Consider the following 26,671-nt stretch of genomic DNA (forward strand, 5'->3'; position numbering starts at 1 on the left):
GGTCCTTTTTCTATCCAGAAATTTAGACAATAAAAAAACTGGTATTGGCTTTCACCAATACCAGAAAGTTTAGACCCATTTTTATAAACTTTGATTATGAGGAAGATTTTTTTATGTTTGATAATATTATGGAAATTCAATTAGAAAAGATAAGTTTTCAAATTAAAAGGATTTTGATTGAAAAAGATATATCACTACCCATATTAGCGGATAAAACAGGATTAACATCTGCTGATCTTAGAATGTATATCACATGTAGAAGTATGCCAACTATTTCGACAGTAAAGGCCATTGCCAGATATATAGAAAGGCCGATTGGTTGGATTTATTTTGGGGAAGTAAGTGAGTACATTTATAACTACTTGGTTTTACGTGGTAATGAAGCGATGTTAAATGATTATCCGGATGTTCCTAGACAGATAGAATATGACTTTTATAATGGTGAATTTAAGAATCCGGGATGGGAAAATGAATTTGGATATCCTGAAGAAGTGTTCATTGACGATTGCTTTTTTGACATTGAAAGAGAATGTATGAATGATCATGTTAGGATATCTGCCTTAAGGTATTTAGCAAATCATAATATTCCGTTTCGAACATTAAAAGACAAGGAAAGTGGTATCAATAGTGTTGTAAATTTGGTATCTGAAGTTAGGGAATATACAGGTGACATTAGATATGAGGATCAAGATGATATTGATTTTATTATTGAGGATTACTTTAAGAGGATGTAAAAAAGGACAATTGCTTCTACAAAAATGTAGAGACAATTGTCCTTTTAAATATCTTTAATAATTAGAATAATCCACCAGCAAGATTGTTCAAGTCAGGTTTATCAACGGCAACGATAAGTTTCTCATTGACGAATGCTTCTAGGCCAAGATTACTCATTTCACGACCAAATCCTGATTTCTTGATACCACCGAATGGTAATTCAGGAAGTGTAAACATGAATGTGTTAACGAAGACCATACCAGTTTCAACTTCTTTGGCGATATCTGAACCGTGTTTCTTATTTCCTGAGAACACGATTCCACCTAATCCATAGTTGGAATCATTAGCAATGGCAACAGCTTCATCATCACTTGAAGCCTTATATACTTGTGCGACTGGTCCAAACATTTCCTTAGAATAAGCTGGATTATTTTTGTCAATATCAGTAAGGATTGTTGGCATGAAGAATTGTCCAGGTAAATCAATCTTTTTATTTCCATATTGAACCTTGGCACCAGCCTTAATAGCCTCATTGACTTGTTCAGCTAATTTAGTTCTAGCTCTAGCTGATGACATTGGTGCAAGCGTTGTATTGGGATCCATTGGATCTCCAGGTTTAAACTCAGAAAATTGCTTGGTTAGACGTTCTACAAATTCACCATAGAGATTATCAGCAACAATAAAACGTTTTGATGAAGTACATACTTGTCCCGCATTATAAATTCTTGCTTTAGCTGCAACACTCATAACTTGGTCAATATCGGCATCACTTAGCACAATAAATGCATCCGTTCCACCAAGTTCCATTGTAGTTTTTTTAAGATTTTCACCAGCCACTTTGTTAACGGATTGACCACCACGTTCTGACCCGGTCAAAGCAACACCTTGGATTCTATCATCAGCAATTATTTCTGATACTTGATCATATGATAAGAATAGATTTGTTAGGCTTCCTTCTGGAGCGCCAGAATCTTTAACAATCTTTTCGAATGCTACTGCTGAGCCAGGAGTATTTGAAGCGTGTTTCAAGATCATAGGATTACCTACCATAAAGTTAGGAGCAAAAACACGCATAATTTGATAGTAAGGGAAGTTCCAAGGCTCGACCATCATAATTGTACCAGTTGATTGTTTTTCGACCCAAGCATCTCCAGCACCAGATTTTATTGGCGTTGGTTTGAGTAAGTTTTCCGCATTATCAGCAAAGTAATCTGCTATAAGAGCACAGAGTTCGACTTCACCTTTTGCTTCTCCAATAAGCTTCCCCATATCTGTAACCATTGTCTTGGCGAGATCATCTTCATTTTTTCTCATTAAATCAGCTATTTTATGTAGTATTTCGGCACGTTCTGAAATTGGTTGCTTTTTTAATTGATGGTATAGTTTGTCATCAATTGTAAGTGTTTTTTGAATATCTACCTCAGTTGCATTGTCATATTCTTTTACGACTTCATTATTAAATGGATTTATTGTTTTATAGGCCATAATTAAATTCCTCCAATTTTTATTACCCCTTTAGAATACACGTTAGAGTAGGGTTTAAGTCAAATGATTGCATTGAAATAAACTTCACTAATTATGAAAATATATAGATATTTTTATAAATTATATATATGAAATAACTTATATAGCATGTGATGCCATAAGTTTTCATTGATACAACATTTACAATGTAAATTTTCAGTAAAGATTTTTATTACATGGGTTTTAAATCTTTACATTAAATATATAGAACGTATACATTCCTTTGTTAAGCTAGATTTGTTCAAAAAAAGAAAGAGAAAGTTGGTTGTTAATTAATGAAAAAAGGGCGATTTATAACAGTTTGTTTAGGGTTAATGTTATTACTTGTCGGTGTATTAACTGGTTGTTCAAGTCAGAACTCTGCCAGTGCAAAGAAAGACTCAGGTAAGATCTCAGTAGTATTCTATCCAAACGAATCTGCTAAGAACTTTACAGCTTCACGTGATGAAATGAAAAAGCAAATTCATGAAGCTACTGGTAAAGAAGTAGATATTCAAACAACAACAGATTATAACGTTGCCATTGAGGCAATTGCATCAGGGAAAGCTCAATTAGCATTCATGGGGGCTGATGGTTATATTCAAGCTCATGCACAAAATAAAAAAGTTCTTCCATTCTTATTACAATCTGGTGAAGATGGAACAACTAAGGGTGCAAGTTACCGTTCATATTTGATGGTTCCAAAAGACAAAGCCGATTCATACAAGAAAGACGGCAAATATAATATTGATAAGATCAAGGGTGAAAAGATTTCATTCGTTTCAGCAAGTTCAACTTCTGGTTTTGCAGTTCCAACTGATGAAATTCGAAAACACTTTAAGTTAGCTGATAAAGACAAGTTATCTGAAGGTGGCAAGTTCTTTGATAAAGTTCTATATGGTAGTTCACATCCAGGATCTGCAGTTAACTTACTAAAGGGTGACGCAGATGTTGCAGCATTTGATGATATTGATTTGGCACCATTCCTAGAAGTTTCTGAAGGTAGTTACGACAAAGTTGGTTCAACATTCAAGGTTAAAGATGATGCCGAAGCTCCATTCGCTGATTTCAAGGGTAAAGAAATGATTAACATTTCAGTACTTCCAGTTCAAAACGGACCATTTGTAGTTAATACAGAATCACTAAGTGAGAAAGATCAAAAAGCTATCCAAAAACGTTTCACATCAAAAGATGTAACAGAAAATCCAAAACTATTTGCTAAAGAAGGATCAAAGACTCCAACTCTATGGCAAAAGAAGAGTGCTAAAACAACACTTCTTCCAGTTAACGATGACTGGTACAAACCTACTCATGAGTTAGTTGGTAAATAAGGAGACAAATAATGCTAGAGGTAAAACATTTAGAAAAGAGCTATCAAAAAGATAAACCGGCATTGACTGATATTTCATTCTCTGTCGAGCCAGGAACTTTTGTTGCAATTATTGGCCCATCTGGTGCCGGTAAAACAACAATTTTAAGAAGTTTGAATCAACTGATTAAGGACGATGGCGGTCAAATATTGCTTGACGGCGGTGATCTTAGGACAGCAAATAAAACACAATTACGAAATTATCGTCGACAGATTGGAATGGTATTTCAAAACTACAATCTTGTTGAACGTCTTACCGTGATTGAAAATGTTTTACATGGACGCTTAGGGTATAAGTCCACTCTGGCGGGGATGTTTGGACGTTATACAAATGAGGAAAAGCAAGAAGCAATGACTCTACTACAAAAAGTAGGACTTGAGGATTTTGCTTTACAACGCTGTTCTGAATTAAGTGGTGGTCAAAAGCAACGTGTTGGGATTGCTAGATCACTGATACAACATCCTAAAGTTATTCTTTGTGACGAACCGATTGCTTCATTAGATCCGGCATCATCACAAACAGTTATGCAATTGTTAAAGGATCTGACTACTGAATTCAATATTATTTGTATTGCCAACTTGCATCAAATTGGGTTGGCAAAGGATTACGCAGACCGAATTATTGGAATTCGTCAGGGGAAAATGGTTTTTAATGAAGAATCAGATGCTTTATCTGAGAAAATATTGGAGACATTATATGATCAAAATGTTACTGAGGAGCTTAATTAATGCAAACACCTGTAAATTATTTAGCTCGAAAACATTGGAAACAGACAGGAACTATCGCACTTATTGGAAGTATTTATCTATTAAGTAGTTGGATACTAAAATTTGATGGATTGACTGGAATAGTTGCTATTCCAAAAGCTTTTTCTTGGTTAGGTATTAACTTCAAGCCAACTGCAAATTCCATTCATTTTCTCCCAACTATTTGGCAGAAATTAATAGGGACAGTTTTATTAGCTATTGCTTCAACAGTTGTAGCCTCATTCATTGCAATTTTTGTAGCTTTAATTGGGGCTAAGGCTACAGGTGGTAATGCTTTGGTACAGACAGTGGTTCGTGGAATAGCTTCATTCTTTAGAAATATTCCATTAGTTGCATGGGCAATGATTTTATTATTTTCATTCAAGCAAAGTGATTTTACCGGATTTCTGGCATTACTTTTGATGTCAGTAGGATATTTGATACGCGCTTTTATGGAAATCATTGAAGACGAAGCTAGTGAGACAATGTTAGCTTTGAAAGCAACTGGTGCGAGTTATTTCCAAGTTATTTTCCAAGCAGTTTTACCACAGATTATGCCAAGTTTGATTAGTTGGATTTTGTATATGATTGAAAACAATGTACGTGATGCCACACTAGTAGGTATTTTGACTGGTACAGGTATTGGTTTTGTATTTGACATATATTATAAAAGTTTTAGATTTGATGCGGCTGGTATGACGGTGTTATCAATTATTGTCGTTGTAATAGTGTTAGAAGTTCTATCTAATCAAATCAGAAAGGTTATCTTATGATTTCTAATAGCGATGAGAGATTGCTTACACAGCCTAAATCTCCAAAACCTAATAAAATAAAATTACGTAATCCAAGTTTGTCTAGTTATATGATCACGGGTGTTATTACTTTTCTAATATTGACGACTGCTTATACATTGACACATCTAGATGCAGCTAATGTGAAGATAGGTTCAGCCTTTAGTGGATTAATGATGACATTGAATCAAATGTTTTTACAACCAAGTGCAGGATCTGATGGGATAGTCATGCTTTTGCAAGCTTTAGGTATCAGTTTGTTACTTTCAATTATGACAACAATTATTGGTGCGGTTGTGGGCTTCTTCTTGGCTGTCATGGCATCTAAAAATTTAACAAATGCATGGTTGGGTAGTGGTATAAGAGTCTTCATGGCTATAGTACGTGCAATCCCAACAATTATCTGGGTTCTGATTTTTTCAATTGTCTGTGGTTTAGGAACGAATGCAGCTATATTGGGACTAAGTTTTCATAGTGTTGCTTATTTAACTAAAGCATATTCAGAGAGTATTGAAGAAATTGATCAATCTACGATTGAAGCATTGAAGGTAACTGGTAGTAAATTCTGGGTTATTGTATTTCAAGCAATTTGGCCAACAATAATAGCTTCACTAGTATCATGGACATTCATTCGTTTAGAAATTAATTTTGCCAATGCGGTTGCTGTGGGTGCAGCTGCTGGTGCTGGTGGTATAGGTTATCAATTATTTGTTGCCAGTGGTATGAGTTTTGATTTCCATGAAGTTGGAATGATTGTTTATTTAATTATCGCGGTGGCCATTTTATTGGAATTTATTGCGGTTAAACTAAGAAAGGCTTACATCGCTAAATAGGTTAAGAGGATAATTTTATGATTAAAACAGTTATTTTTGATTGGGCTGGAACTACCGTTGATTATGGTAGTTTAGCACCGGTTATTGCGTTTAAAAAAGCATTTGATAGAGCTGGAATTAGTATTTTAGATTCAGAAATCAGACAAGATATGGGAATTGCTAAATGGGATCATATTGGTAAAATTTTGGCAATGCCGAGAATAAATGATCAATGGAAAGAAATATATCATCGTAGTCCTAGTGAAGAGGATAGAGAAAATGTTTATGGTTTATTTCAAGAATCTTTGATAAATCATTTGAAGATTTCGACTGAGCTAAAACCAGGAGTTCTTAAAGCTTTTCAATACCTTACGGCACACCATATTCGTGTTGCAACTACAACTGGATATACTTTAGAAATGATGAACATTGTTAAAGACAGTGCTGCTAAATTAGGATACCTTCCTGAGTTAGTTATTACTTCTGAAGATGTAGCTGGTCAAGGCCGTCCTTCACCAGCTATGATAAAAACCATTTTGTCACAATTTAGTATCGATGAATTACAAAGTGTAATGAAAATTGGTGATACTGTTGTTGATATTCAAGAAGGTAAAAATGCAGGAGTTATAACCGTTGGAATCATTGAGGGTAGTAGTTTGATGGGATTATCAGAAGATGAATTCAATACACTTACAGAAGATGAGAAACTTTTGAAACGCCGTGAAGTTAAAAGAATCTTTGAAAACGAAGGCGCAGATTTAATTATTAATAATATGTCGGAATTACCAGATGTAATTGAAACTTTGAATGCATCTGAGGAGGTAACTAATGGATAACAATTACTTATTATTAACACCAGGTCCACTAACGACTAGTGCCACTGTAAAAAAGGCAATGGAATTTGATTATTGTACTTGGGATGATGACTATAAGGAAATCACCCAATCCATTCGTCAGTCACTTTTGGCATTGGCAGACGTGAATCCCTCCAAATACACGGCTGTTCCAATTCAGGGTAGTGGTACTTACGGTGTGGAATCGGTTATTAGTTCAGTTATTCCTGATGATGGTACATTATTGATTGCAATGAATGGTGCTTATGGTAAGAGAATAGGTCAGATGGCAGATGTGTACGGCATCAACCATATTGATTTAGCTGTTGATGAGCAAAGTCCAGTTCTTTTAGCCGATGTTAAAGCAAAAATCGACGAACATCCAGAAATCACTCATTTTGCAATGATTCATTGCGAGACTACGACAGGTATTTTGAATCCCATTGAAGATATTGTCCCATGGGTTCATGAGAAGGGAATTGTTACCATTGTGGATGCTATGAGTAGTTTTGGTGGTATTCCAATTGATGTCAATGGTATCAATATTGATTTTCTAATTAGTAGCACTAATAAGTGTATTCAAGGAGTGCCAGGATTTGCTTTTGTAATTGCAAACAAATCATTATTAGAAGCTACTGAAGGCATTGCGAGAACATTATCTTTGGATTTGTATGATCAATATAATGAAATGGAAAAGAATAACGGCAAATGGCGTTTCACTTCTCCTACACATGTTGTTCATGCATTTGCTCAGGCACTAGAAGAATTGAAACTTGAAGGTGGTCTTCAAAGACGCTATAAGAGATATCAATCAAATCAGAAACAACTTGCTTCAGGCATGGAACACCTTGGTTTTAAGGTGTTAGTTGATGAAAAATGGCAATCACCAATTATTACGTCTTTCATTTATCCAACTGATGATTTTAATTTTCAAGAATTCTATAATGAGTTGAAAGAAGCTGGTTTTGTAATTTATCCTGGTAAAATTTCACAAGTACCAACTTTCCGTATTGGTAATATTGGTGAAGTTTATCGAGATGATATTGCAAAGTTGTTAAAGGCAATTGAAAAAATTCAAAATAGAGAAAAAGCTTTATAATTTTCGAAATAATGAAAAAGGGGTTAGTTATCTTTTAAAAAGATAACTAGCCCTTTTTGGTGTAATTAAATAGTAGCAACAATTTTACCAATAGTTTTATGATTGATTAGTTCCTCCAGTCCCTTGGGAATATCTTTAAATTTAATTCTTTTGGTAATAACTGGATCTAGCTTATTTTCCGAAATAAGTTTTGCAAGTGCTTCTGCCATTACAGATAGATCGTTCAACTGGTTTTGGTAGTTTGATTGATGGACACCTCCAAGATTTAACGATGAAACACTTTGTCCTTTTGAAGAGAGGTTATAGTTAGTCAAATCTGGAGTTTCAAGTATACAAATTAGTGCGCCATTATATGCTAATCTTGCTAAATCTTCTTCAGGATTACCAATATCATTAATAATGATATCAACGCCGTCGCCATTAGTAATTTCATTAATTCGATCAGTTACATTTTCGTTGTGGTAATCGATTACATAATCTGCCCCAAGCGATTTAACAATATCCTTTTTAAATTCAGATACAGTAGTTATGACAGTTAATCCAGCTATTTTTGCCAATTGAATTGCTATTGTTCCAACTCCGCCAGCTCCGGCGTGAATTAAGATATTCTTTTTTCCGGATAGACTTACTTTTCTATAAATTGCTTGATATGCGGTTAGACCGCTACACAATATAGAGGCCGCTTCTTCGTATGTAACATTGTCAGGTATATGAGCTACCGTATTATATTTTGCTTTAGCATATTCCGCAAATACACCATCTTTGGATAAATCACTGTGGAAAAATACGCGTTGACCGATTTTTAGATTTTTACTATTAGTTCCGACTTTTATGATTTCTCCAGCTGCGTCTAATCCCAAAATATGTGGATAATTCCATGCTTTATTATGTTGTTCCACTAGTTTATAATCAACGGGATTTAGACCAACTGCGTGAACTTTTATTAGTATTTCGTCGTCGGAAATGACGGGCTCATCTATATTCATTAATTTGATGTTACTAATTTTAGTGTCATCTTTGGACTGTACGGCTAATGATTTCATAATAATCCCCCAATATTTATTAACAAAAGTATACCAGTGAAGATACGCACATTATTCATTCAGAAACAAGTTTTTTAACAGTACCTTGCATTATTTAGTACATTATTATATTATTTATTCTTCGAGTACTTAATAATGTTAGGTAGAGGTTTGAAATGGATATTTACATGTTTAGGTTGATTAATAATTTAGCTAATAAATCTGAAACTTTAAATTATTTAGGTGTTTTTACTGCGAAATATACAGTCTATATTTTAGCTTTAGTGATGGTAATTCTTTGGTTCGCTAAACGAAATGATTTTCAAACAAGAAAAATGTTAATAATAGCGACATTATCTTGTGTTCTATCTGAATTGGTAGGAAAGCTAGTTGCCGGGCATATTTATTTTCATAAGCAACCATTCGCTGTATTAAGTGGTGTAAATAAGTTAATTTCTAAGAATATAGGGAATAGTTTTCCCAGTGATCATACAATTGTGTTTTTTAGTATTATGGTAATTTTCTTTATTTATTTTAAATCCAAGCTACGATATTTATTTCCGGTTCTTGCCATTATAGTGGGAATATCCAGAATATTTGTTGGAGTTCATTATCCAATTGATATATTTGTAGGAGCATCAATTGGAACTATCATTAGTATTATTTCTTATATTTATTTGAATAATTCAAAATTTATTGTAAAAATAATAAATCTTACTTACAAAGTAGAAAACAAATTTTTTAATTGGAACATGATTAGTAATTAGTGCTAGGATTCTGTAAAATGGAAGTAATAATATCGCGTAAGAGGATCTGGCCTAATGAATAAGGAAATGTTAAAAGGAACAATAGATTTATTGATTCTATCTGTTCTTAAGGAAGAGGATAATTATGGTTACCAAATTTCTAAAACTATAACTGACAAATCTAATGAAACCTTCGAGATTCAAGAGACCACTTTGTACTTAGCTTTGAAACGATTAGAAAAACAGGAATGTATTGAAGCTTATTGGGGTGAAAAGACCCATGGTGGAAAACGAAAGTATTATCATATTACAAATCAAGGCATTGATCAGTTAGATAGTATGAAGCATGATTTTAAATCATTATCTGAAGTCGTTCAAAGGTTTTTGTGAGGTGGATAAGGTGAATTATTTTTCGATTAAACAAATTAGTTATAAAGCAATACTAGTGTTTTCAATGATTTTATTCTTTGTGTGTTACTACTTAGACAGCGTTATTGATCCTTCAAAAACAGAGTTTATATTTGTGGTTGGCTATATGTTTGCCATTATGCTGGCGGCGTTCTGGTCAATTATTAATTATATTGATCATTTGAGAATTAATCCTCTGTACAAATCTTATGAATCAATTGATCAATTTATTCACGACCTGAATGTTAATGAAGATGAAAAAATGGAAATTAAAACTATGATGGTTGATTATGTGAGTGATCAAAAATCATTGGGTAATGATGAAGACACGGCAATTGTTGATATAATTAGCCAATTTAAGAATGAAGAGCTACACAAGCCTAGCAATAGTGATGTTTTCTTTGTCCATGTTCATAAGTATCTACTTGGCTTAGGCGGAGTGCTATTAATTGCTGGAATTTTTGTTTATTTATTTAATGCGCTGACCTACAAAAATGAAATGTTAACTGTTTTAGATATAACTCTAATTTGTTATGCTGCCGGATTTTACTTGTCGTTCATTATGTACAATATTTTGAACAAGGTTTTAATAAAAAAATAGTATCTTTTTTCATACTTCCTTCATTGAGTAATGCTATAATCTAGCATCATAAGGAGGAATGAAATGCTCACATTAATGGCAACTGGTACATCGAGTTCAGCATCACTTTTGATTGCTATCGGAGTGGCAATTCTGGTAATAATTTGGTTATTTATCAAAACAGGGGCGGCATTGTTACGTCACCCATTTATCGGAATTTTGTTGATAATCTTTGGTATTTTAGGCCTTTGGAACTTTTTCATCATTGGAATTGGAATTATTGTCGGTGGAATAGTTTTCTTAATACTAACTCAGTTTTTTAATAATTAAAAAATAAAATAGGACTCCTAGCTTTGACTAAATGTCATGCTGGGAGTCCTATTTACATTAACTTACTAATTAGAAATGTTTTCAAAAATTAAACTGTAGGTTATTCTAAAGTTTTAAAGAAATCGCCGGACTAATCATAGAAGAATACGGATTATAGGTTGATAACTTTTAAGAGTACTTCTGAAACTCTTTTTCTCTCGTCTTCTGGTAAGTTAGATAGGTATTTGATCAAGTCTAATGTATAAATATCTGATAGATTTGAATCGGTAAAAAAGTCGGACAATTGCATATTCAAAGCATTCGCAATATCATTCAACTTTTTTATTCTGACGTTATCAACTTCGCCTCTCTCAATACGTGAGATAAAACTTTCTGAAACACCAGATTTTTCAGCTAATTGTTCAATTGTTAAGTTTAAAGACCTACGACGTTCTCGAATAAGCTTACTTATTTTACCAAGCATTTATGTACCTCCAGTCAAAAAAATGATTCTCTTTAACGATAGATTAATTAGATTGCTCATTGAAGAGCAAGGTATGATTAATTAGTTTATCAAAAAGGGCATATTAGCACAATCAAAAGCGTTTACACAACTGTTTGAATATAGTATTTGTTTGTGAAATAAAGGTTTTGATATTATATATATCACCCCTGCCTATTTTATTATAAATATAAGTATTAACTGATATGTTATGATATATAATAAATTAATATTGAATAAGTGGGAGAGATAGTGCTAAATACCTAATAGGAACGTCTTTCATTCGGCTATCCTACTAGTTCGTTGTAATTATACTATTCATTTCTTAAAGTAAACTAAAAAAACCTTTATTGTTAGAACTATGATTACACTAATTTATATAAAAAAAGTAACTTCGTCAAAAATTGTGCTCTTTCAATTGAACTTGTACAAATTAACTAAAATACAAAACGAGCTGCAATTTTTGCAACTCGTTTTTTTTAATTTCTTAATTTAGAATGCTTATAAGAATAACTGAAGTAAATGACCAATCCAACCGCAAACCAAACTACAAATCTTAACCATGTTTCCCAGTTAAGTCCAGCAATTAATAATAAACAAAAAGCAATTGCAATAATTGGTGTAATTGGAACACCAGGTGCACGGAAGCCACGATGTATTTCGGGGTGTTTATGTCTCATCCACAATACTCCAGCAGAAACTAGGATAAATGCAGTAAGTGTACCAATGTTAACTAGTTCGGATAGAATGTTCAAATTAATGAATCCAGCAGTTATAGCAGTTATAATACCAAAGAACCAAGTGCCTTTGTAAGGAGTTTGACGTTGTAAATCTACGTCACCAAAGAACTTAGGAAACAGACCGTCACGAGACATTGAGTAGGTGATACGTGATTGACCGTATAATTGAACCAAGATAACTGTAGTCATTCCGAGGATTGCACCGATGCTGACAATAATACTTAACCAAATTTGTCCTGTAGCTTTGAGAACCGCTAGAATAGGAGCGTCTAGGAATTTTGCGAATACAGTATATTTAACTACACCAGTCATTATAAGAGTCATTGCAATATATAATATTGTAGAAATACCAAGTGATAACATAATCCCACGTGGTAACGTTTTGCTAGGATTTATGGTTTCTTCAGCACTAGATGAAACAGAATCAAATCCAATAAAAGAAAAGAAAACAATTGATGCTGCTGGAATGACACCTGAGGCTGTACCATTATGGAATGAGTACAAACCATAAGGAGTGAATGGTTTCCAGTTTTGGGGCTTGATAAACCAAACTGTACAAATAATAAATAAAATAATTACAGATAATTTTATAATTACCATTGTGTCATTGACACGTTTAGTAGTATTGATTCCTCTAGCCAAAATATAAGTAATGATCAAAATAATTAAAAATGCGGGAAGATTAAAATAAGTAGTAACACCAGGAGTAGTTCCAGCTGCTGCGGTTAAAACCTTTGGTATATGTATCCCTAAGTTACTCATCAAATTTACAAAATATCCTGACCATCCAGCGGAAACAGTTGCAGCACCTAATGCATATTCAAGAATTAGGTCCCAACCTATGATAAAGGCAATAATTTCACCGAATGAAATATAAGAGTATGTATATGCTGAACCAGCTACAGGTGCCATAGAGGCAAATTCCGCATAGCACAATCCAGCAAATCCACAACATATTGCAGCAATTAGAAATGAAATTGCTAGTGAAGGTCCAGTTGTCAAAGCCCCCTTGCCAGTAAGAACAAAAATACCTGTTCCAATAATTGCTCCAATACCAAGAAAAGTTAGATCCCAGGTATGCAATGTTCGTTTCAAGGGGGATGTCTGGCTTAGTAGTTCGTTAATATCTTTCTTTTGAAATACTTGCATGATTAGCACCACCGTTCATTATTTTTCATAATCTTAATACCTGTTTAAACATATATCCAGAATAAAGACTTTCTAAATTTGTAAATAATATTTAATTATTTTGAATAAAAATATAATTAAAATAAATAATTCACGAGAAAGAATCTTTGACAATTTTTTCTATTATTGTAAAAATGATCCTGAATTCGTTTTCAGAATAAATCATTTTAATAGAAGGAAGTCTTTGTAATGACAAAAATGATAGCAGGGCAAGCGCTTGTTAAAGTTCTAGAAGAATGGGGAGTCAATCATGTTTATGGTATTCCAGGTGGCTCTATTAACCATACAGTTGAGGGACTGTACTTGGAAAAAGATAAGATTAAGTATATTCAAGTACGTCATGAGGAAGTTGGTGCCATTGCAGCATCAGCTGACGCTAAGTTCACAGGTAAAATTGGAGTAGCTTTCGGTTCTGCCGGTCCTGGTGCAACACATCTATTCAATGGATTGTACGATGCCAAGATGGACCATGTTCCAGTTTTAGCATTAGTAGGACAAGTTCCACAAACAGCTATGAATACAAATTACTTCCAGGAAATGGATGAGACACCAATGTTCTCCGATGTAGCGGTATATAATCGTACTGTTACAACTGCAGAGCAAATTCCATATGTCATTAATCAAGCAATTCGTGAAGCATATCGTCAAAAGGGCGTGGCTGTCGTTACATTACCAGAAGATTTAACAGCAGCTGAAATTGATTATGAGTCACCTAAGACACCAAAAGTTGTCGAAAATAATTATTCACAAACAATTAATTCAGAGGATGTAACCAATACATTAAAGATGTTGAAAGAAGCTAAGCATCCATTAGTTTATGCCGGACGTGGTTTATTGGGTGCTCGTGATACCTTGACTAAGTTTTCAGAGCAATTTAACTTGCCAGTTATGAATACGGTGCCAGCTACTGGTGTTATTAGTACTGATCATCCCAATTTCATTGGTACATTTGGTCGTTTAGGGAGTAAGTCAGGATTTGAAGCTTTGCAACATGCCGATTTAATTTTGTTTTTAGGTTCTGAATTTCCATTTGCTGGATTCTGGCCAAAGAACTTAAAAATTATTGAAGTTAACAATAATCCTTATGATATTGGTAAGACGGTTGATGTTGATTATGCTGTTATTTCTGATGCCGAAAGCTACTTAAAAGCCTTAATTGAGACTGGTGAAACATTGCCAGCAGGTGATTGGTTAAAAGCTAATCAGACGAACAAAGCCAATTGGGATAGATGGCTGGAAGCACGTGCTAAGGACGATAGCGATGGTTTGAATCCAGAAACAATCACATCTAAGATTTCTGAAATGGCTGGTCCTAACGATACATACGGTGTCGATACAGGTAATGTTTCAGAATTCGGTGTTCGTGGATTACCGATGAACAAAAATCAAAAGTTTGCGTTGTCAGGATTGTTTGCCACAATGGGATTTGGACTTCCAGCTGGAATTGCTGGTGCATTGAGTGTTCCAGATGGTCAAGCATGGACTTTGTCTGGTGATGGCGGATTTTCAATGGTCGCACCAGATATTATTACTGAGGCTCGTTATGGATTGCCAGTTGTTAATGTTGTACTATCAAATGAAAGACTAGGTTTCATTTATTATGAACAAGTAGCTACAAAGCAGCATTTGTATGGTGTTGATTTAACAGGAGCTGACTGGGCTAAAGTTGCCGAAGGACTTGGTGGTATTGGATTTACTGTTACTAACATCAAAGAAGCAAATGATGTTTTCGACAAAATCAAGAAATTACAAGACTCAGGTAACAAGAAGCCAATCGTTGTAAATGCAGTTATTAAGCAGGAAGATCCAATTGCTACAGCCTTTATGCCACTAGATGCTAAGCTGTATGGCCAAGATGCTGTTGATGAATATTCTGCTAAATATCACATTGATCCTAAAGATCAACCTTCACTTGGTGAATTGTTGCGTTCTAAGGGAGATAATCTTTAATATATAGTACAAATAACGACAATATGTCATAATGAAATCACTAGGAGTGGTTAAATTATGAAAGTTTCAGATCAAACAGAACTATTTCAATTAGTCTATTCAAGACAGAATAATATTTATGTAATTGGTGAAGCTTATGAAATTTGTCGATCAGTTTTGTATTCAACTGAAGATGTTGAGGCTAAACCTAATATTTTTACGAAAATTGCAAAAATGTTTAGAAGTTCAGATACTAAACAACTGGACAATTTGCGTAGAATTATTGCTAATAAGTATCATATTAAAGAAACTAAGAATGATGATGAATATCGATTAGTTTTGAGACATTAAAGAGCGTAACTTAAAAACACCCTCGTATCTACGTAAGTAAATGCGGGGGTGTTTTGTATAGCTAAACGAAATAAACTATCTTTTGTTTTATCCAAAGTCACCAGATATGTAATCATCGGTAGCTTTTATTTTTGGTTTAGTAAAGATTTTTCTAGTTTCATTGTATTCAATTATGTGTCCCATGTGGAAGAATGCTGTATAGTCGCTTATACGTGATGCTTGTTGCATATTGTGAGTTACGATAATAACGGTCAAGTTTTTACTTAATAGTTGAACTGTATCTTCGATTTTTGAGGTTGAGATTGGGTCAAGCGCACTTGCTGGTTCATCTAGCAGAAGAATGTCAGGTTTCATAGCGATTGATCTGGCAATACAAAGTCGTTGTTGTTGACCACCTGATAGTGCCAACGCACTAGTATCTAATTCGTCTTTTACTTCTTCCCATAGTGCAGCGTCTTGCAGACTCATTTCAACTCTTTCATCTAATTCATTTTTGTCACGAATACCGTTTTCTTTCAAAGCAAATTCGATATTTTCTCGAATGGACTTTGAAAAAGGATTGGGTCGTTGAAATACCATACCAATGTGCTTTCTAACTTCATATACATTAGTTTTGGGATCATTGATATCAACGTTTCGATACATTATTTTGCCGTCGACTGTGGCAATTTTATCATTCATTCGATTGAGACATCTTAGATAGGTAGATTTTCCTGAACCAGATGCACCAATTAGTGAAATTATTTTAAATCGTGGAAATTTTAAACTAGTATTAAAGATTGCTTGATTTTTACCATAAGAAACTTGAATATTATCTGTTTCAATGGCCATTTCGGAATCTAGATTAATGATATATTTGTCGTCAAAGTCATATGTTTTCAAATTAATACCTCACTTTGCTGCAGTCATTTTTTTATAAATATGGTTACCTATAAATCTGGCACCTAAGTTGAATATTAATATAACAATGATCAATACAGCGGATGAACCACTTGAAATTGCATGGGCATCAGGAGTTACTGCCTCTGTATTTACTTTCCAAATGTGAACTGCCAAGGTTTCAGCTGGTCTCATTGGATTTAAAAAGCTACTAGGATCAAAAATATTCCAATTAGTATAAGAAACTGATGGCGCACTTTGACCAGCTGTATAAATTAGTGCGGCTGCTTCACCAAAAACACGTCCAGAACTTAAAATTACCCCAGTCAGAATACCAGGTAGTGCTTCTGGAACAATTATTTTAGTAATAGTTTTCCAGTCAGATAATCCAAGTGAAATACCAGCTTCTTTTTGTAAACCTGGAACACTATTCAACGATTCTTCAATATTACGAGTTAACAGAGGAAGATTAAAAAATGTTAGGGCAATAGCACCTGATAAAATAGAGAATCCCATGTTCAGTTGGTTGACTAGTAGCAAATAACCAAATAATCCAACTACAACTGAGGGAAGGGAACTTAGTACTTCGATAGAAGTTCGAATTATATCTGTTATCCAATTATCTTTAGCATATTCAGCTAAATAAATTCCTGCTCCCATAGCAATAGGGAATGAAATAATTAGAGTTAGGACTAGTAAATATAATGAATTGAATAGCTGGTCTCGAATACCACCGCCAGCACTAAAAGATTGAGCCTGTGATGTTAGAAAATGCCAATTTATATCCGGCACACCATTCACCAAAATATAACCAATAAGGAATACTAATATTGCTACAACTGCAAATACAACAGTATAAATAATTCCTGTTGCAATTTTATCTGTACGTTTAGGATGCATTTTTTATGTTACCTCTCTTTCCGATGAATCTTACTAACATGTTGAAGAACAGTGACATTAGTAAAAGAATCAAAGCCAATGACCATAGAGCGTCATTAGGTAGAGTTCCCATAACGGTGTTACCAATATCTGTAGTTAACTTACTAGTTAATGTTGAAGCAGGTGAGACAAGATTTTTTGGCATTAAAATAGCATTACCTATAACCATTTGAACCGCTAATGCTTCACCAAAAGCACGTGCCATACCGAAGATAATGGCAGTCAAAATTCCAGGTGTTGCTGCTCTCAGAATAACTTTGTATATTGTTTGCCATCGAGTAGCGCCTAAAGCTAGTGAAGCTTGACGATAATGCATTGGTACAGCTTTTAAACTGTCAACAGTTAATGATGTAATGGTAGGCAATACCATTACGAATAGTACTAGGGTACCTGATAGGATACCAAATCCTGTTCCACCAAAAATATGTCTAATAAATGGAACAATAAGCGATAAACCAATGAAACCATAGACTACTGATGGAATTCCCACTAGTAATTCAATTACTGGTTGTAATAACTTAGCACCACGTTTTGCTGAAATTTCTGTCATGAAGATCGCGACGCCAATTGCAAATGGTGTTGCAACTAACGCTGCTAATAAAGTGACACTGAAGGATGTAACTATCATTGGAAGGGCACCGACCATAGGATGACCTTTGCTATCCATATTTCCTGGTTCCCAATTTGAGGTTGTTATGAATTGCCATACATTAACATGGTCTTTGGTGAAAGTGGCAATACCTTTTGAAGCAATAAAATATAATATGCAGGTCACTAGCATAATGATTAGGCCAATACAGGTGTAACAGATGGTTCTTCCTAGACGATCTTCTCTGGTAGCCTTTGAACTTTGTTGTAATTTACGTTGGATTTCATCCATAACATTTAGAGCCTCCTATAAATTGAGACATGAAAAAAGGAACTTCGACTGTCAACAATGCTAATAGTCAAAGTCCCTCAGAATTATTTGTTTGAAACAGTACCTTTGGCGTCTTTTTGAACTTTCATGTCGTGGATACTGATGTATCCCATTTTGCCAACAAGGTCTTTTTGAACTGCACTTGAGTCCATGTATTTCAAGAATTTAGCTGTTGCATCCTTAGCTTCACCCTTTGTATACATATGTTCATATGACCAGATAGGCCAGTCGTTTGTTTCAACATTTGCATCTGTAGGTTTAACATCGTTGATTGATACAGCTTGTACTTTGTCGTTGATGTATGAGAATGCTAAGTAACTAATAGCACCTGGTGTACTTTCAACAATTTTTTGGACAGTACCATTAGAATCTTGTTCTTGAGATTTAACAGCTTTATCTCCACCTAAGACAGCATCTTCAAATGTTGCACGAGTACCACTACCTTCAGCACGGTTAACAACTGTTATCTCTTGATCCTTACCACCAACATCTTTCCAGTTTGTAATTTTTCCTGTAAAGATTTTTTTCAATTGATCCATTGTTAGGTTTTTAACGCCAGTTTCTTTATTAACAACTGGAGCCATACCAACTACAGCAACCTTATGATCGACAAGCTTTTTAGCGTCGATACCGTCTTTTGATTCAGCAAAGATATCAGAGTTACCAATTGCAACTGATCCGTCTTGTACTTGACTAAGTCCAGTACCAGAACCTCCACCTTGTACAGTGATACTGATCTTGCTGTTGTCTTTTTGGAAATTGCTTGCAGCTTTTTCCACTAAAGGTTGTAGAGCTGTTGATCCAACTGCAGTAATCTTACCTGAAGCGTTGGAATCTGATGAACTAGAACTGCTCTTGCTATTGCTGCATCCAGTTAAAACGGCAATGAAAGCACCGAATAAAAGGATTGCAGAAATGATATTTTTCTTTTTCATAACTAACCCCTTACTAACAATATTTAGTACATGATGCAAATATAACTCTTGGATGTATAAAACTTGTTTGTTGTTTGTAAAGATTATGTAAAGTTTGCATTTATATTTTTATATATCATGTATAAACAAATTTGTTTGAAATTGCCTGAACGGACATTTATTCTAATTATATTGGTATATATCAAAATAGAATACTCATTTTATGCAAAAAAGATTACGACATACTGTTAATAAGTTATAATCATGTTACATAAAGGGAAAAGCAATATCTATGAGTGGAAAGAGGTTGAATCGATGCGACCGTTGGTACTATTGAGTAAGAATCTGCCATTGTTCATTGAAATGAACAGCTATTGCAACAGTCAGGGGTGGTTCATTCATAATATGACAACACCTAATAAAACTATTGAAATGGTGAATGATGATGATGTATCTGGACTTATTTGGGACTTATCTACAACTGATTTAAAAACTTCTTTAAATACATTGAAGGAGATTCGCGATAAGATTGATGGACCCATTGTCGTTTTGTCTCCAACAAAGAAAAAAGATGAGTGTAAATTATTTTACGACATTAATGTGGATGCCTATTTGGTGGAACCTTTGTCATATCCAGAATTAATTTCCAAATTTAAACAATTGTTCTGGGTTTATGATAAATTTGCCGTAAATCAAGCAAAGAAAAAAATTGAAAAAGACGTTAAGCATACTGTACAATGTCATGACCTATCTATTGATCTGAAGCACTTCCGCGTTTCACACGAAGGGGTGGACTTAGGCTTAACACCTAAAGAATTCAGTTTACTATGGTATTTAATGCAGCATCGTGGTCAGGTTCTTAGTAGAGAACAGTTACTTTCCGGCGTTTGGGGTTACGATGCAGCAGGTTCAAGTCGTACCATAGATATTCATATTAGTCATTTAAGAGATAAACTAGAAGAAAATCCTTCTTCTCCGACATGGATTAAAACCGTTAGAGGTTTCGGTTATATTTTAGATAATGATTATCCTCTTGTAGCAACGCAATAAAAAAATGAGAGAATAGCTTATAAACAAAAACGTCCTAGTATTTACGTAGTAAACACTAGGACGTTTGTTTGTAGTTAATTCGTTATTCCTTATTATGCATTTTTGGTCTTCATAAGTAATCGAATAATTTTATCAAATTCTGAAACGGCTAATACTATAATTCCACCTATTACAGCAAGTGACCATTCTGGTATTCCTATTGAACCAGTGTGGAAAATGTCTTGCATAAATGGTACATAAGTTAATATTAGCTGCAGAACAATCATGAGGCCTACGAAGATAAAAGCATACATGTTAGAGAAAAGTTCTTTTGATAATGCTAATTTTGGAGTACGAATGTTGAACAAGTAGAATATTTTACCGACTACTAATACGTTAACCATTGTTGTACTTGCTATGGTCTGACTAACACCGTTACCAATCAGCCAAGCGTCAACTATTAAACTTACACCAGCAATGAGAATAGCTATGTAAGTCATTTGGAAAATATCATGTCGATTCATGAATTTGGCACCAGTTTTCCGTGGGTTTCGATCCATGATTCCATCTTCAGCTGGTTCAAAAATTAAGGCAAATTGGATAGTGATGGCTGAAACCATGTTGATCCATAGTAACTGTGTAGGGTGTAGCGGAATTTCATTCTTGGTTAAAATAGCATAGGCAACAATTAAACCTTCAGAGAATGAAATCGGTAATAAATAAAGGATACTTTTTTTGATATTATCGAAGATTCTGCGACCTTCTTTAATAGCAGTTGAAATTGTTGCAAAGTTGTCATCGGTTAATACCATATCGGCCGAGTCTTTAGCAACATCAGTACCTTTAATACCCATAGCAACACCAATATCGGCACGTTTTAGTGCGGGAGCGTCATTGACACCATCCCCAGTCATTGCAGTTACTTTGTTATTTTTTTGCAGAGCTTCAATGATCTCAATTTTATTATTTGGAGTTGTTCTAGCAAACACTTGATTTTTATCCGCTGCTATCACACGTTCTTCATCACTTAATTCATCCCATTCAGGACCGGTAATAGCATGTATTTCAGAAGCTAATCCTAATTTTTCACCAATAGTTTTAGCAGTTATAGCGTTATCACCAGTAATCATTTTTACGGCAACACCGGCTTTTCGCATTACTTTAAGAGCTTCAATTACTTCCTCACGAGGTGGGTCAATGATAGCTACTAAACCTAGGAAGTTAAGCCCGTCAGTTATTATCTCATGTGTTATTTCGTTTAAATTATTAGATTGCTTTTCGTATCCAACGGCAATAACGCGTTTACCTTCTTCGGAGAACTTCTTAACGAGAGAGAACCATTTGTCATAGTTGAATTCATCATCGTTCTTTTTAGCCATTTCCAATAACTTATCGGGTGATCCCTTAACGAATAATAATCGATTATCATCTTTATCTTTAACCAGTTTTGCCATATATCGGAAGTCTGAATCAAAAGGAAGAATATCCAATTCTTCATATTTATCAGGAGTTCCGTAAGGTATTATTTTGTGATATAGAGTTAAGAATGCACCGTCAGTTGGTTCACCATTGATAGTCCAATGTCCATCTTCTTCAGTTAGATCAGTGTCATTAGCTTCATAACCAGTATCTAATAATAATTGAAGTTTTTGATTGATTTTGATGGGACGTCCATCTTTAGTTATTTCACCTTCAGGACGGTAACCAATACCGCTGACCTGATATTCTTCATCATCTATCATAATATCAGTTACAGTCATTTCGTTCTTTGTAAGAGTACCAGTTTTATCTGTTGCAACAACATCAACTGAGCCTAGAGTTTCAACGGCTGGCAATGTTTTAACGATGGTGTTTTGATTCTTTGCCATGTCACTTACACCCTTGGCGAGAATAACTGACGTTGTAGCCGGCAATCCTTCAGGAATAGCACCAACCATCATTGCCACTACTGCTAATGCAAGAACTGATAGGGAATATGTGTCTAAGAAAAATCCTATCAAGAATATTACGATAGAGGCTGCCACAATAAAGTATGAAGTGTTAGTTCCTAGTTTATCGATAACGGTCATTAGTGGGGTTTTTCTTTGCTTAACGGAGCTTACTGAAGTTGAAATTTTACCGATCTCTGTTTTTTCAGCTGTAGCGACCACTAATCCTGTACCACTACCATTAGTAACGGCAGTGGAAGCAAATGCCATATTTATTTGATCGGCTAGAGCAACATTATCATCATTAAGTGATTCAGAAATTTTTTCTACCGAATTTGCTTCACCAGTTAAGGCTGATTCTTGTATTCTTAAATTATCTGAATCGACGATTCTAAGATCAGCAGGAACGTTGTCACCTGCTTCTAAGAAGACTAAATCACCAACTACCAAATCTTCCGCAGGAATGTCTTTACGCTGACCATCCCTATATACAGTTGCGTCAGTGGATAACATTTGTTTTATTTTTTCTAGAGCATCTGATGCATTTGTTTCTTGATAGTAACCTATCAAAGCGTTAATGATAACTACTAATCCAATTATTATTGAATCGGAATAGTGTCCCATCAATAAAGTAATTAAAGTTGATGCAATCAATACATAGATAACCATGCTCTTAAATTGTCTTATGAAAACTTTCCACTTTGGTGTTTTTTGAGCCTCTAGTTTGTTAGGTCCATCTTGTGCCAGTCTTTTGGCGGCTTCATCATTTGTTAAACCTTGTTTAAAATCCTCAAAGTTATTTTGTTTCTTTAGTTCGTTTAATCCTATTTGAAAAAATTTCTTTTCCAATTAATGTTTCTCCTCAATTTATATGTTTTTTTAAAGTAGGGTTAAAAAAAGCGCGTTGCTGAATAGCAGTGCGCCCTAAATAAACGTGATTAACTTTTAGTACCGGAGATATTTGCGATATTCGTGTTCAGTCCAGTTCCACTCCTTAAAATATTATATTAATAAATTAACAGGAATATTGAATTATGTCAATCTTAATAAGCTTATTAGAAAAAAATTATATTGTATGATAAATCCCCCTCTTATGGAGTATACCAATAGCTATTATTAATTTTTTGAAAGCAGGTTAATGTGTTTCATAGGTATATACCATCGCATTTTTGTCTTGAAAAAGTATATTTATACCATTATCATAGTGTTCATTGGTTTATTTTAATGTTTTTGAAGGGAAAATAAAGAAATGAAAACATATTTACAGAGAATGGGGCGGTCATTACAATTGCCAGTTGCTGTTTTGCCGGCTGCAGCCCTACTTGCTGGTATTGGACATTGGTTACCCGACAAATGGGCACTAGCACAGTTCCTACAGGCAGGAGGAACCGCAATATTAGGGCAGTTAGCATTACTGTTTGCCGTTGGATTGGCATTAGGTATGGCCAAGGAAAAAGATGGAGCTTCAGCATTAGCGGGAGTCGTTGCCTATATTGTCCCCGTTGGAGTTTTAGCACCGGCAAATGTCGCATTGCTTAGGGGAATCGATGTTAAAAACGTTGACCCTGCATTTAATGCTATCCCCGGTAATGTTTTTATAGGGATTGTCGCTGGATTAACAGCCGCGGCGTTATACGATAGGTTCCATGAAACTAAGCTGCCAATGGCATTATCATTCTTTAGTGGTAAGCGATTGGTTCCAATCATGGCATCTTTAGTGATGTTATTATTTACAGTAGTATTATTATTTGTTTGGCCATCGTTATATAACGCATTGATCACATTTGGTAAATTCTTTTTCAAATTAGGACCATGGGGTGCGGGACTGTTTGGATTCTTTAATAGGTTACTGATTCCTACAGGACTGCATCAAGCATTGAATCAGGTGTTTGAGTTCAATATTGCTGGTATTAATGATATTGGTAATTTTTGGGCTAACAAAGGGATCAAGGGAATTACAGGTATGTATTTAGCTGGATATTTCCCCGTTATGATGTTTGGATTGCCAGCTGGGGCCTTGGCAATTTATCGCAATGCACTACCAGAACGAAAAAAAGCCACAGCAAGTTTAATGATGGCTGGAGCATTTGCTTCATTTTTCACTGGAGTTACTGAACCCTTAGAATTTTCATTTATGTTTGTAGCATGGCCTTTATACGTGATTCATGCCGCTTTCACTGGTTTATCCATGGCATTTGCTGCTTTCATGCATTGGACAGCCGGATTTACATTTAGTGCTGGATTAGTTGATTATGTCTTGAGTTTGCATATGCCAATTGCTAATCATCCCTTGATGCTATTGGTTCAAGGTGTGGTTATGGCAGCTATTTATTATTTTGGATTCGATTTTGCTATTAAAAAATTTAATCTGATGACGCCTGGACGTGAACCATTAGAAACAACTAATGAAGATACCGCAGAAATAGACACTTCAGATGAAGATGATAAATATATGATTGCTGCTAAAAAAGTTTACTTAGGAATTGGTGGCCATGATAATATTAAAGTTATCGATAATTGCACTACTCGTTTACGTCTGCAATTATTTGATACAGGTAATATTGATCAAGCAATGATAAAGTCTTCTGGTGCTGCAGGTGTAAATGTATTGGATAAAAATAATGTTCAAATTATTATTGGGACGGAAGTTCAATTCGTTGCTGACGATTTAAGCAAACTATATAAAGAAAATGCTGATGTCGAGGTTGATAAATCTACTAAGGAAGAAAGCAAGCCAGCTTCTTCTGATAGCGATATTCAGTCAGGTTCGACTGATTTCTTCTATAGTATATCTAAGGGTCAATTGGAAGATATAGAAGAAGTCTCAGATCCTACATTTGCTCAAAAAATGTTAGGTGACGGTTATGCCGTTATTCCGGATAATAATTTAATCGTTTCACCGGTTGATGGGACAATATCTACAATCTTTACAACTAAACATGCCATTGGTATTAAAACTCAAAATGGACTAGAAGTGTTAGTTCATATGGGAATTGATACGGTTCAACTAAAGGGTGAACCTTTTGAAGTAAAGGTAGTAGAAGGGCAGAAAGTTTCTCATGGTGATGATTTGGCTACTATGGATCTGAGGGCTGTAGAAAATTCTGGTAAGAAAACTGATGTCATGATTATTATTACAAACATGTCAGCAGTATCGTATATGAAAGCTAGTAATTTAGATCGTAGCGTTGATCCAACTGATGAAGTTATGAAGGTTACGATTAAATAGAAGAAATAGATGAATCTTGTTAATTGTTTAAATCATTAACGAGATTTTTTTATTGCACAAAATAGAAATTTTTTTAAAATAAAATATTACTTTATATTTTTTATTATCGATACTTATGTATCAGTTTTTGAAAGCGCTTGACAACATCTATAAATGCAATCATAATTTGAATTGGTTAAACAAGTAAATTAATAATTACTACGGATGAAACAACTATTGCATTCGCAATAGTTGTTATTTAGTTGGGAGGCAGCAAAGTGGATATGGCAAAAGCAAATATGGATAAACTCCATACAATTGGAGAGACAGCCAAAATTTGTGGCGTTTCTCGCAAGACCTTACGCTTTTACGAAGAGCTGGGCTTACTAGTTCCAGACTATGTATGTCCAGACAACGGATATCGCTATTATAGTGATGATACGCTGAATATGGTCCCAATTTTGAAATATTACAAGCAAATGGGTTTTCATCTTCAAGAGATGAATGGTGTTGGGGATACTTGTGACTGCTTTTTTCATGAAAGGAACTTTCTAGCTAAGTTAGATGAGCTAAAAAAAGAAGAAAAAGAACTGCAAAACCGTTACCAGGCAATCTACGATTGGGTAGGAATGTTGCATGAAGGTAATATGGCACTTGAGAATGGGTTATCAAGTATTACCTTGAAATACGTGGAACAAGAGCAGTACTATTCTTTAGAACAAGATTTTGAATATGATTATAAGGATTCGATTATTAATTTACCTTGGATTAATCACTTGGAAGAGTATGGTAGTGCTATTACTGGCCCTGTTATATTGTCGTTCGATAATTACAAGGAGAAGGCATCTGGTACGATTTCGAGAGCAACTATTATGCAAAAACCAGTAAGAAATGATCCGCACCGTTTACAAACAATTGATTTCGGTGGACAAATGTTTTTATGCACTTATAATGTAGGTGCTCTAAATACTTCGGCGTCTAAATATCATGATCTTGAGGTATGGGCAGACAAACATGGATATGAATTAGGCCTTAAATGTTATGAACGATACTTGGTAGATTATTGGGCAACAAAAGATGAGAATGGTTTTGTCTGTGAAATCATGGTACCAGCGGAAAAAATATCTTAATTTTTGGCTCTTTGTCAAATAGTATTGATGAATGATTTTTGGCCTATGGGCATCCTCAATGAGGATGCCTATTTTTATGCAC

Annotated in this window: 25 protein-coding genes; 16 read left to right on the forward strand and 9 right to left on the reverse strand. The window is 34.6% G+C overall.

Annotated features, from left to right (window positions below):
• Nucleotides 1-113 precede the first annotated feature (113 nt).
• Complete coding sequence (locus EKM79_RS09705; protein WP_125568259.1) at nt 114-734, forward strand: helix-turn-helix domain-containing protein; 621 nt, start codon at nt 114-116, stop codon at nt 732-734.
• A gap of 61 nt (nt 735-795) precedes the next feature.
• Here the strand turns inward: EKM79_RS09705 and EKM79_RS09710 are convergent, their stop codons facing one another.
• On the reverse strand, nt 796-2,199 hold the full coding sequence (locus tag EKM79_RS09710; RefSeq protein ID WP_125568261.1) for an NAD-dependent succinate-semialdehyde dehydrogenase: 1,404 nt from the start codon (nt 2,197-2,199) through the stop codon (nt 796-798).
• Nucleotides 2,200-2,513: 314 nt separating this feature from the next.
• On the opposite strand from EKM79_RS09710, the gene EKM79_RS09715 reads away from it, so the two are divergent.
• Genes EKM79_RS09715 through phnW form a run of 6 tightly spaced genes read left to right on the forward strand, consistent with a single transcriptional unit; the run spans nt 2,514 to nt 7,868 of the window.
• The gene (locus tag EKM79_RS09715) at nt 2,514-3,548 is read left to right on the forward strand and encodes a phosphate/phosphite/phosphonate ABC transporter substrate-binding protein (RefSeq protein WP_125568263.1); all 1,035 of its coding nucleotides are present in this window, start codon (nt 2,514-2,516) and stop codon (nt 3,546-3,548) included.
• An 11-nt stretch (nt 3,549-3,559) separates the two neighbouring features.
• Entirely contained in the window at nt 3,560-4,315 is a 756-nt protein-coding gene (gene phnC, locus EKM79_RS09720; protein ID WP_125568265.1) for a phosphonate ABC transporter ATP-binding protein, read from the forward strand.
• Nucleotides 4,315-5,106 carry an ABC transporter permease subunit gene (locus tag EKM79_RS09725; protein WP_125568267.1) on the forward strand — a complete coding sequence of 264 codons (792 nt, stop codon included), beginning with the start codon at nt 4,315-4,317 and terminating at the stop codon, nt 5,104-5,106. Before phnC ends, EKM79_RS09725 begins: the two co-directional genes overlap by 1 nt.
• Entirely contained in the window at nt 5,103-5,957 is an 855-nt protein-coding gene (locus EKM79_RS09730) for a PhnE/PtxC family ABC transporter permease (RefSeq protein ID WP_125568269.1), read from the forward strand. The genes EKM79_RS09725 and EKM79_RS09730 overlap by 4 nt, the downstream gene beginning before the upstream one ends.
• 17 nt (nt 5,958-5,974) lie before the next feature.
• Nucleotides 5,975-6,772: a phosphonoacetaldehyde hydrolase gene (phnX, locus tag EKM79_RS09735; RefSeq protein WP_125568271.1), complete on the forward strand. Its 798-nt coding sequence runs from the start codon at nt 5,975-5,977 to the stop codon at nt 6,770-6,772.
• The gene (phnW, locus tag EKM79_RS09740; protein WP_125568273.1) at nt 6,765-7,868 is read left to right on the forward strand and encodes a 2-aminoethylphosphonate--pyruvate transaminase; all 1,104 of its coding nucleotides are present in this window, start codon (nt 6,765-6,767) and stop codon (nt 7,866-7,868) included. Before phnX ends, phnW begins: the two co-directional genes overlap by 8 nt.
• Nucleotides 7,869-7,933: 65 nt before the next feature.
• Here the strand turns inward: phnW and EKM79_RS09745 are convergent, their stop codons facing one another.
• Nucleotides 7,934-8,911, reverse strand: a complete 978-nt coding sequence (locus EKM79_RS09745; protein ID WP_125568275.1) for a zinc-binding dehydrogenase — start codon at nt 8,909-8,911, stop codon at nt 7,934-7,936.
• 155 nt (nt 8,912-9,066) lie between these two features.
• Here EKM79_RS09745 and EKM79_RS09750 point away from each other — a divergent pair, with 155 nt between their 5' ends.
• From EKM79_RS09750 to EKM79_RS09765, 4 genes are all read left to right on the forward strand, one after another.
• Entirely contained in the window at nt 9,067-9,657 is a 591-nt protein-coding gene (locus tag EKM79_RS09750) for an undecaprenyl-diphosphatase (RefSeq protein ID WP_125568277.1), read from the forward strand.
• 54 nt (nt 9,658-9,711) lie between these two features.
• Complete coding sequence (locus tag EKM79_RS09755) at nt 9,712-10,026, forward strand: PadR family transcriptional regulator (protein WP_125568278.1); 315 nt, start codon at nt 9,712-9,714, stop codon at nt 10,024-10,026.
• Between the two features lie 10 nt (nt 10,027-10,036).
• Nucleotides 10,037-10,645: a hypothetical protein gene (locus EKM79_RS09760; RefSeq protein WP_125568280.1), complete on the forward strand. Its 609-nt coding sequence runs from the start codon at nt 10,037-10,039 to the stop codon at nt 10,643-10,645.
• Nucleotides 10,646-10,708: 63 nt separating this feature from the next.
• The gene (locus EKM79_RS09765; RefSeq protein ID WP_125568282.1) at nt 10,709-10,954 is read left to right on the forward strand and encodes a hypothetical protein; all 246 of its coding nucleotides are present in this window, start codon (nt 10,709-10,711) and stop codon (nt 10,952-10,954) included.
• Between the two features lie 151 nt (nt 10,955-11,105).
• Here the strand turns inward: EKM79_RS09765 and EKM79_RS09770 are convergent, their stop codons facing one another.
• Both EKM79_RS09770 and EKM79_RS09775 read right to left on the reverse strand, forming a co-directional pair.
• A complete protein-coding gene (locus tag EKM79_RS09770; RefSeq protein WP_025023797.1) occupies nt 11,106-11,417 on the reverse strand; it encodes a helix-turn-helix domain-containing protein in 312 nt (103 codons plus the stop codon).
• Between the two features lie 497 nt (nt 11,418-11,914).
• On the reverse strand, nt 11,915-13,324 hold the full coding sequence (locus EKM79_RS09775) for an amino acid permease (protein WP_125568285.1): 1,410 nt from the start codon (nt 13,322-13,324) through the stop codon (nt 11,915-11,917).
• Between the two features lie 228 nt (nt 13,325-13,552).
• On the opposite strand from EKM79_RS09775, the gene EKM79_RS09780 reads away from it, so the two are divergent.
• Nucleotides 13,553-15,313 (forward strand): thiamine pyrophosphate-binding protein, encoded by a 1,761-nt coding sequence (locus tag EKM79_RS09780; protein ID WP_125568287.1) that lies wholly within the window; start codon nt 13,553-13,555, stop codon nt 15,311-15,313.
• 57 nt (nt 15,314-15,370) lie between these two features.
• Nucleotides 15,371-15,643 (forward strand): hypothetical protein, encoded by a 273-nt coding sequence (locus EKM79_RS09785; protein ID WP_125568289.1) that lies wholly within the window; start codon nt 15,371-15,373, stop codon nt 15,641-15,643.
• A gap of 87 nt (nt 15,644-15,730) precedes the next feature.
• Here EKM79_RS09785 and pstB read toward each other — a convergent pair whose 3' ends face one another.
• The 4 genes from pstB to EKM79_RS09805 all read right to left on the reverse strand — a co-directional run bounded on the left by pstB (nt 15,731) and on the right by EKM79_RS09805 (nt 19,315).
• Entirely contained in the window at nt 15,731-16,474 is a 744-nt protein-coding gene (gene pstB / locus EKM79_RS09790; RefSeq protein ID WP_246005664.1) for a phosphate ABC transporter ATP-binding protein PstB, read from the reverse strand.
• A 60-nt stretch (nt 16,475-16,534) separates the two neighbouring features.
• Nucleotides 16,535-17,422: a phosphate ABC transporter permease PstA gene (gene pstA, locus EKM79_RS09795; protein WP_125568293.1), complete on the reverse strand. Its 888-nt coding sequence runs from the start codon at nt 17,420-17,422 to the stop codon at nt 16,535-16,537.
• The gene (gene pstC / locus EKM79_RS09800; protein WP_125568295.1) at nt 17,412-18,341 is read right to left on the reverse strand and encodes a phosphate ABC transporter permease subunit PstC; all 930 of its coding nucleotides are present in this window, start codon (nt 18,339-18,341) and stop codon (nt 17,412-17,414) included. The genes pstA and pstC overlap by 11 nt, the downstream gene beginning before the upstream one ends.
• Before the next feature lie 83 nt (nt 18,342-18,424).
• Nucleotides 18,425-19,315, reverse strand: coding sequence for a phosphate ABC transporter substrate-binding protein (locus EKM79_RS09805; protein ID WP_125568297.1), 891 nt, complete (start codon nt 19,313-19,315; stop codon nt 18,425-18,427).
• Nucleotides 19,316-19,699: 384 nt separating this feature from the next.
• On the opposite strand from EKM79_RS09805, the gene EKM79_RS12490 reads away from it, so the two are divergent.
• Complete coding sequence (locus tag EKM79_RS12490; protein ID WP_281273221.1) at nt 19,700-20,344, forward strand: winged helix-turn-helix transcriptional regulator; 645 nt, start codon at nt 19,700-19,702, stop codon at nt 20,342-20,344.
• Nucleotides 20,345-20,436: 92 nt separating this feature from the next.
• Here EKM79_RS12490 and EKM79_RS09815 read toward each other — a convergent pair whose 3' ends face one another.
• On the reverse strand, nt 20,437-23,100 hold the full coding sequence (locus tag EKM79_RS09815; RefSeq protein WP_125568299.1) for an HAD-IC family P-type ATPase: 2,664 nt from the start codon (nt 23,098-23,100) through the stop codon (nt 20,437-20,439).
• Between the two features lie 400 nt (nt 23,101-23,500).
• On the opposite strand from EKM79_RS09815, the gene nagE reads away from it, so the two are divergent.
• Nucleotides 23,501-25,480, forward strand: coding sequence for an N-acetylglucosamine-specific PTS transporter subunit IIBC (gene nagE / locus EKM79_RS09820; protein WP_125568301.1), 1,980 nt, complete (start codon nt 23,501-23,503; stop codon nt 25,478-25,480).
• Between the two features lie 278 nt (nt 25,481-25,758).
• Entirely contained in the window at nt 25,759-26,589 is an 831-nt protein-coding gene (locus EKM79_RS09825; RefSeq protein ID WP_246005663.1) for a MerR family transcriptional regulator, read from the forward strand.
• The last annotated feature ends 82 nt before the right edge of the window (nt 26,590-26,671 follow it).

The sequence above is a fragment of the Companilactobacillus insicii genome, assembly GCF_003946015.1.
GTDB lineage: Bacteria > Bacillota > Bacilli > Lactobacillales > Lactobacillaceae > Companilactobacillus > Companilactobacillus insicii.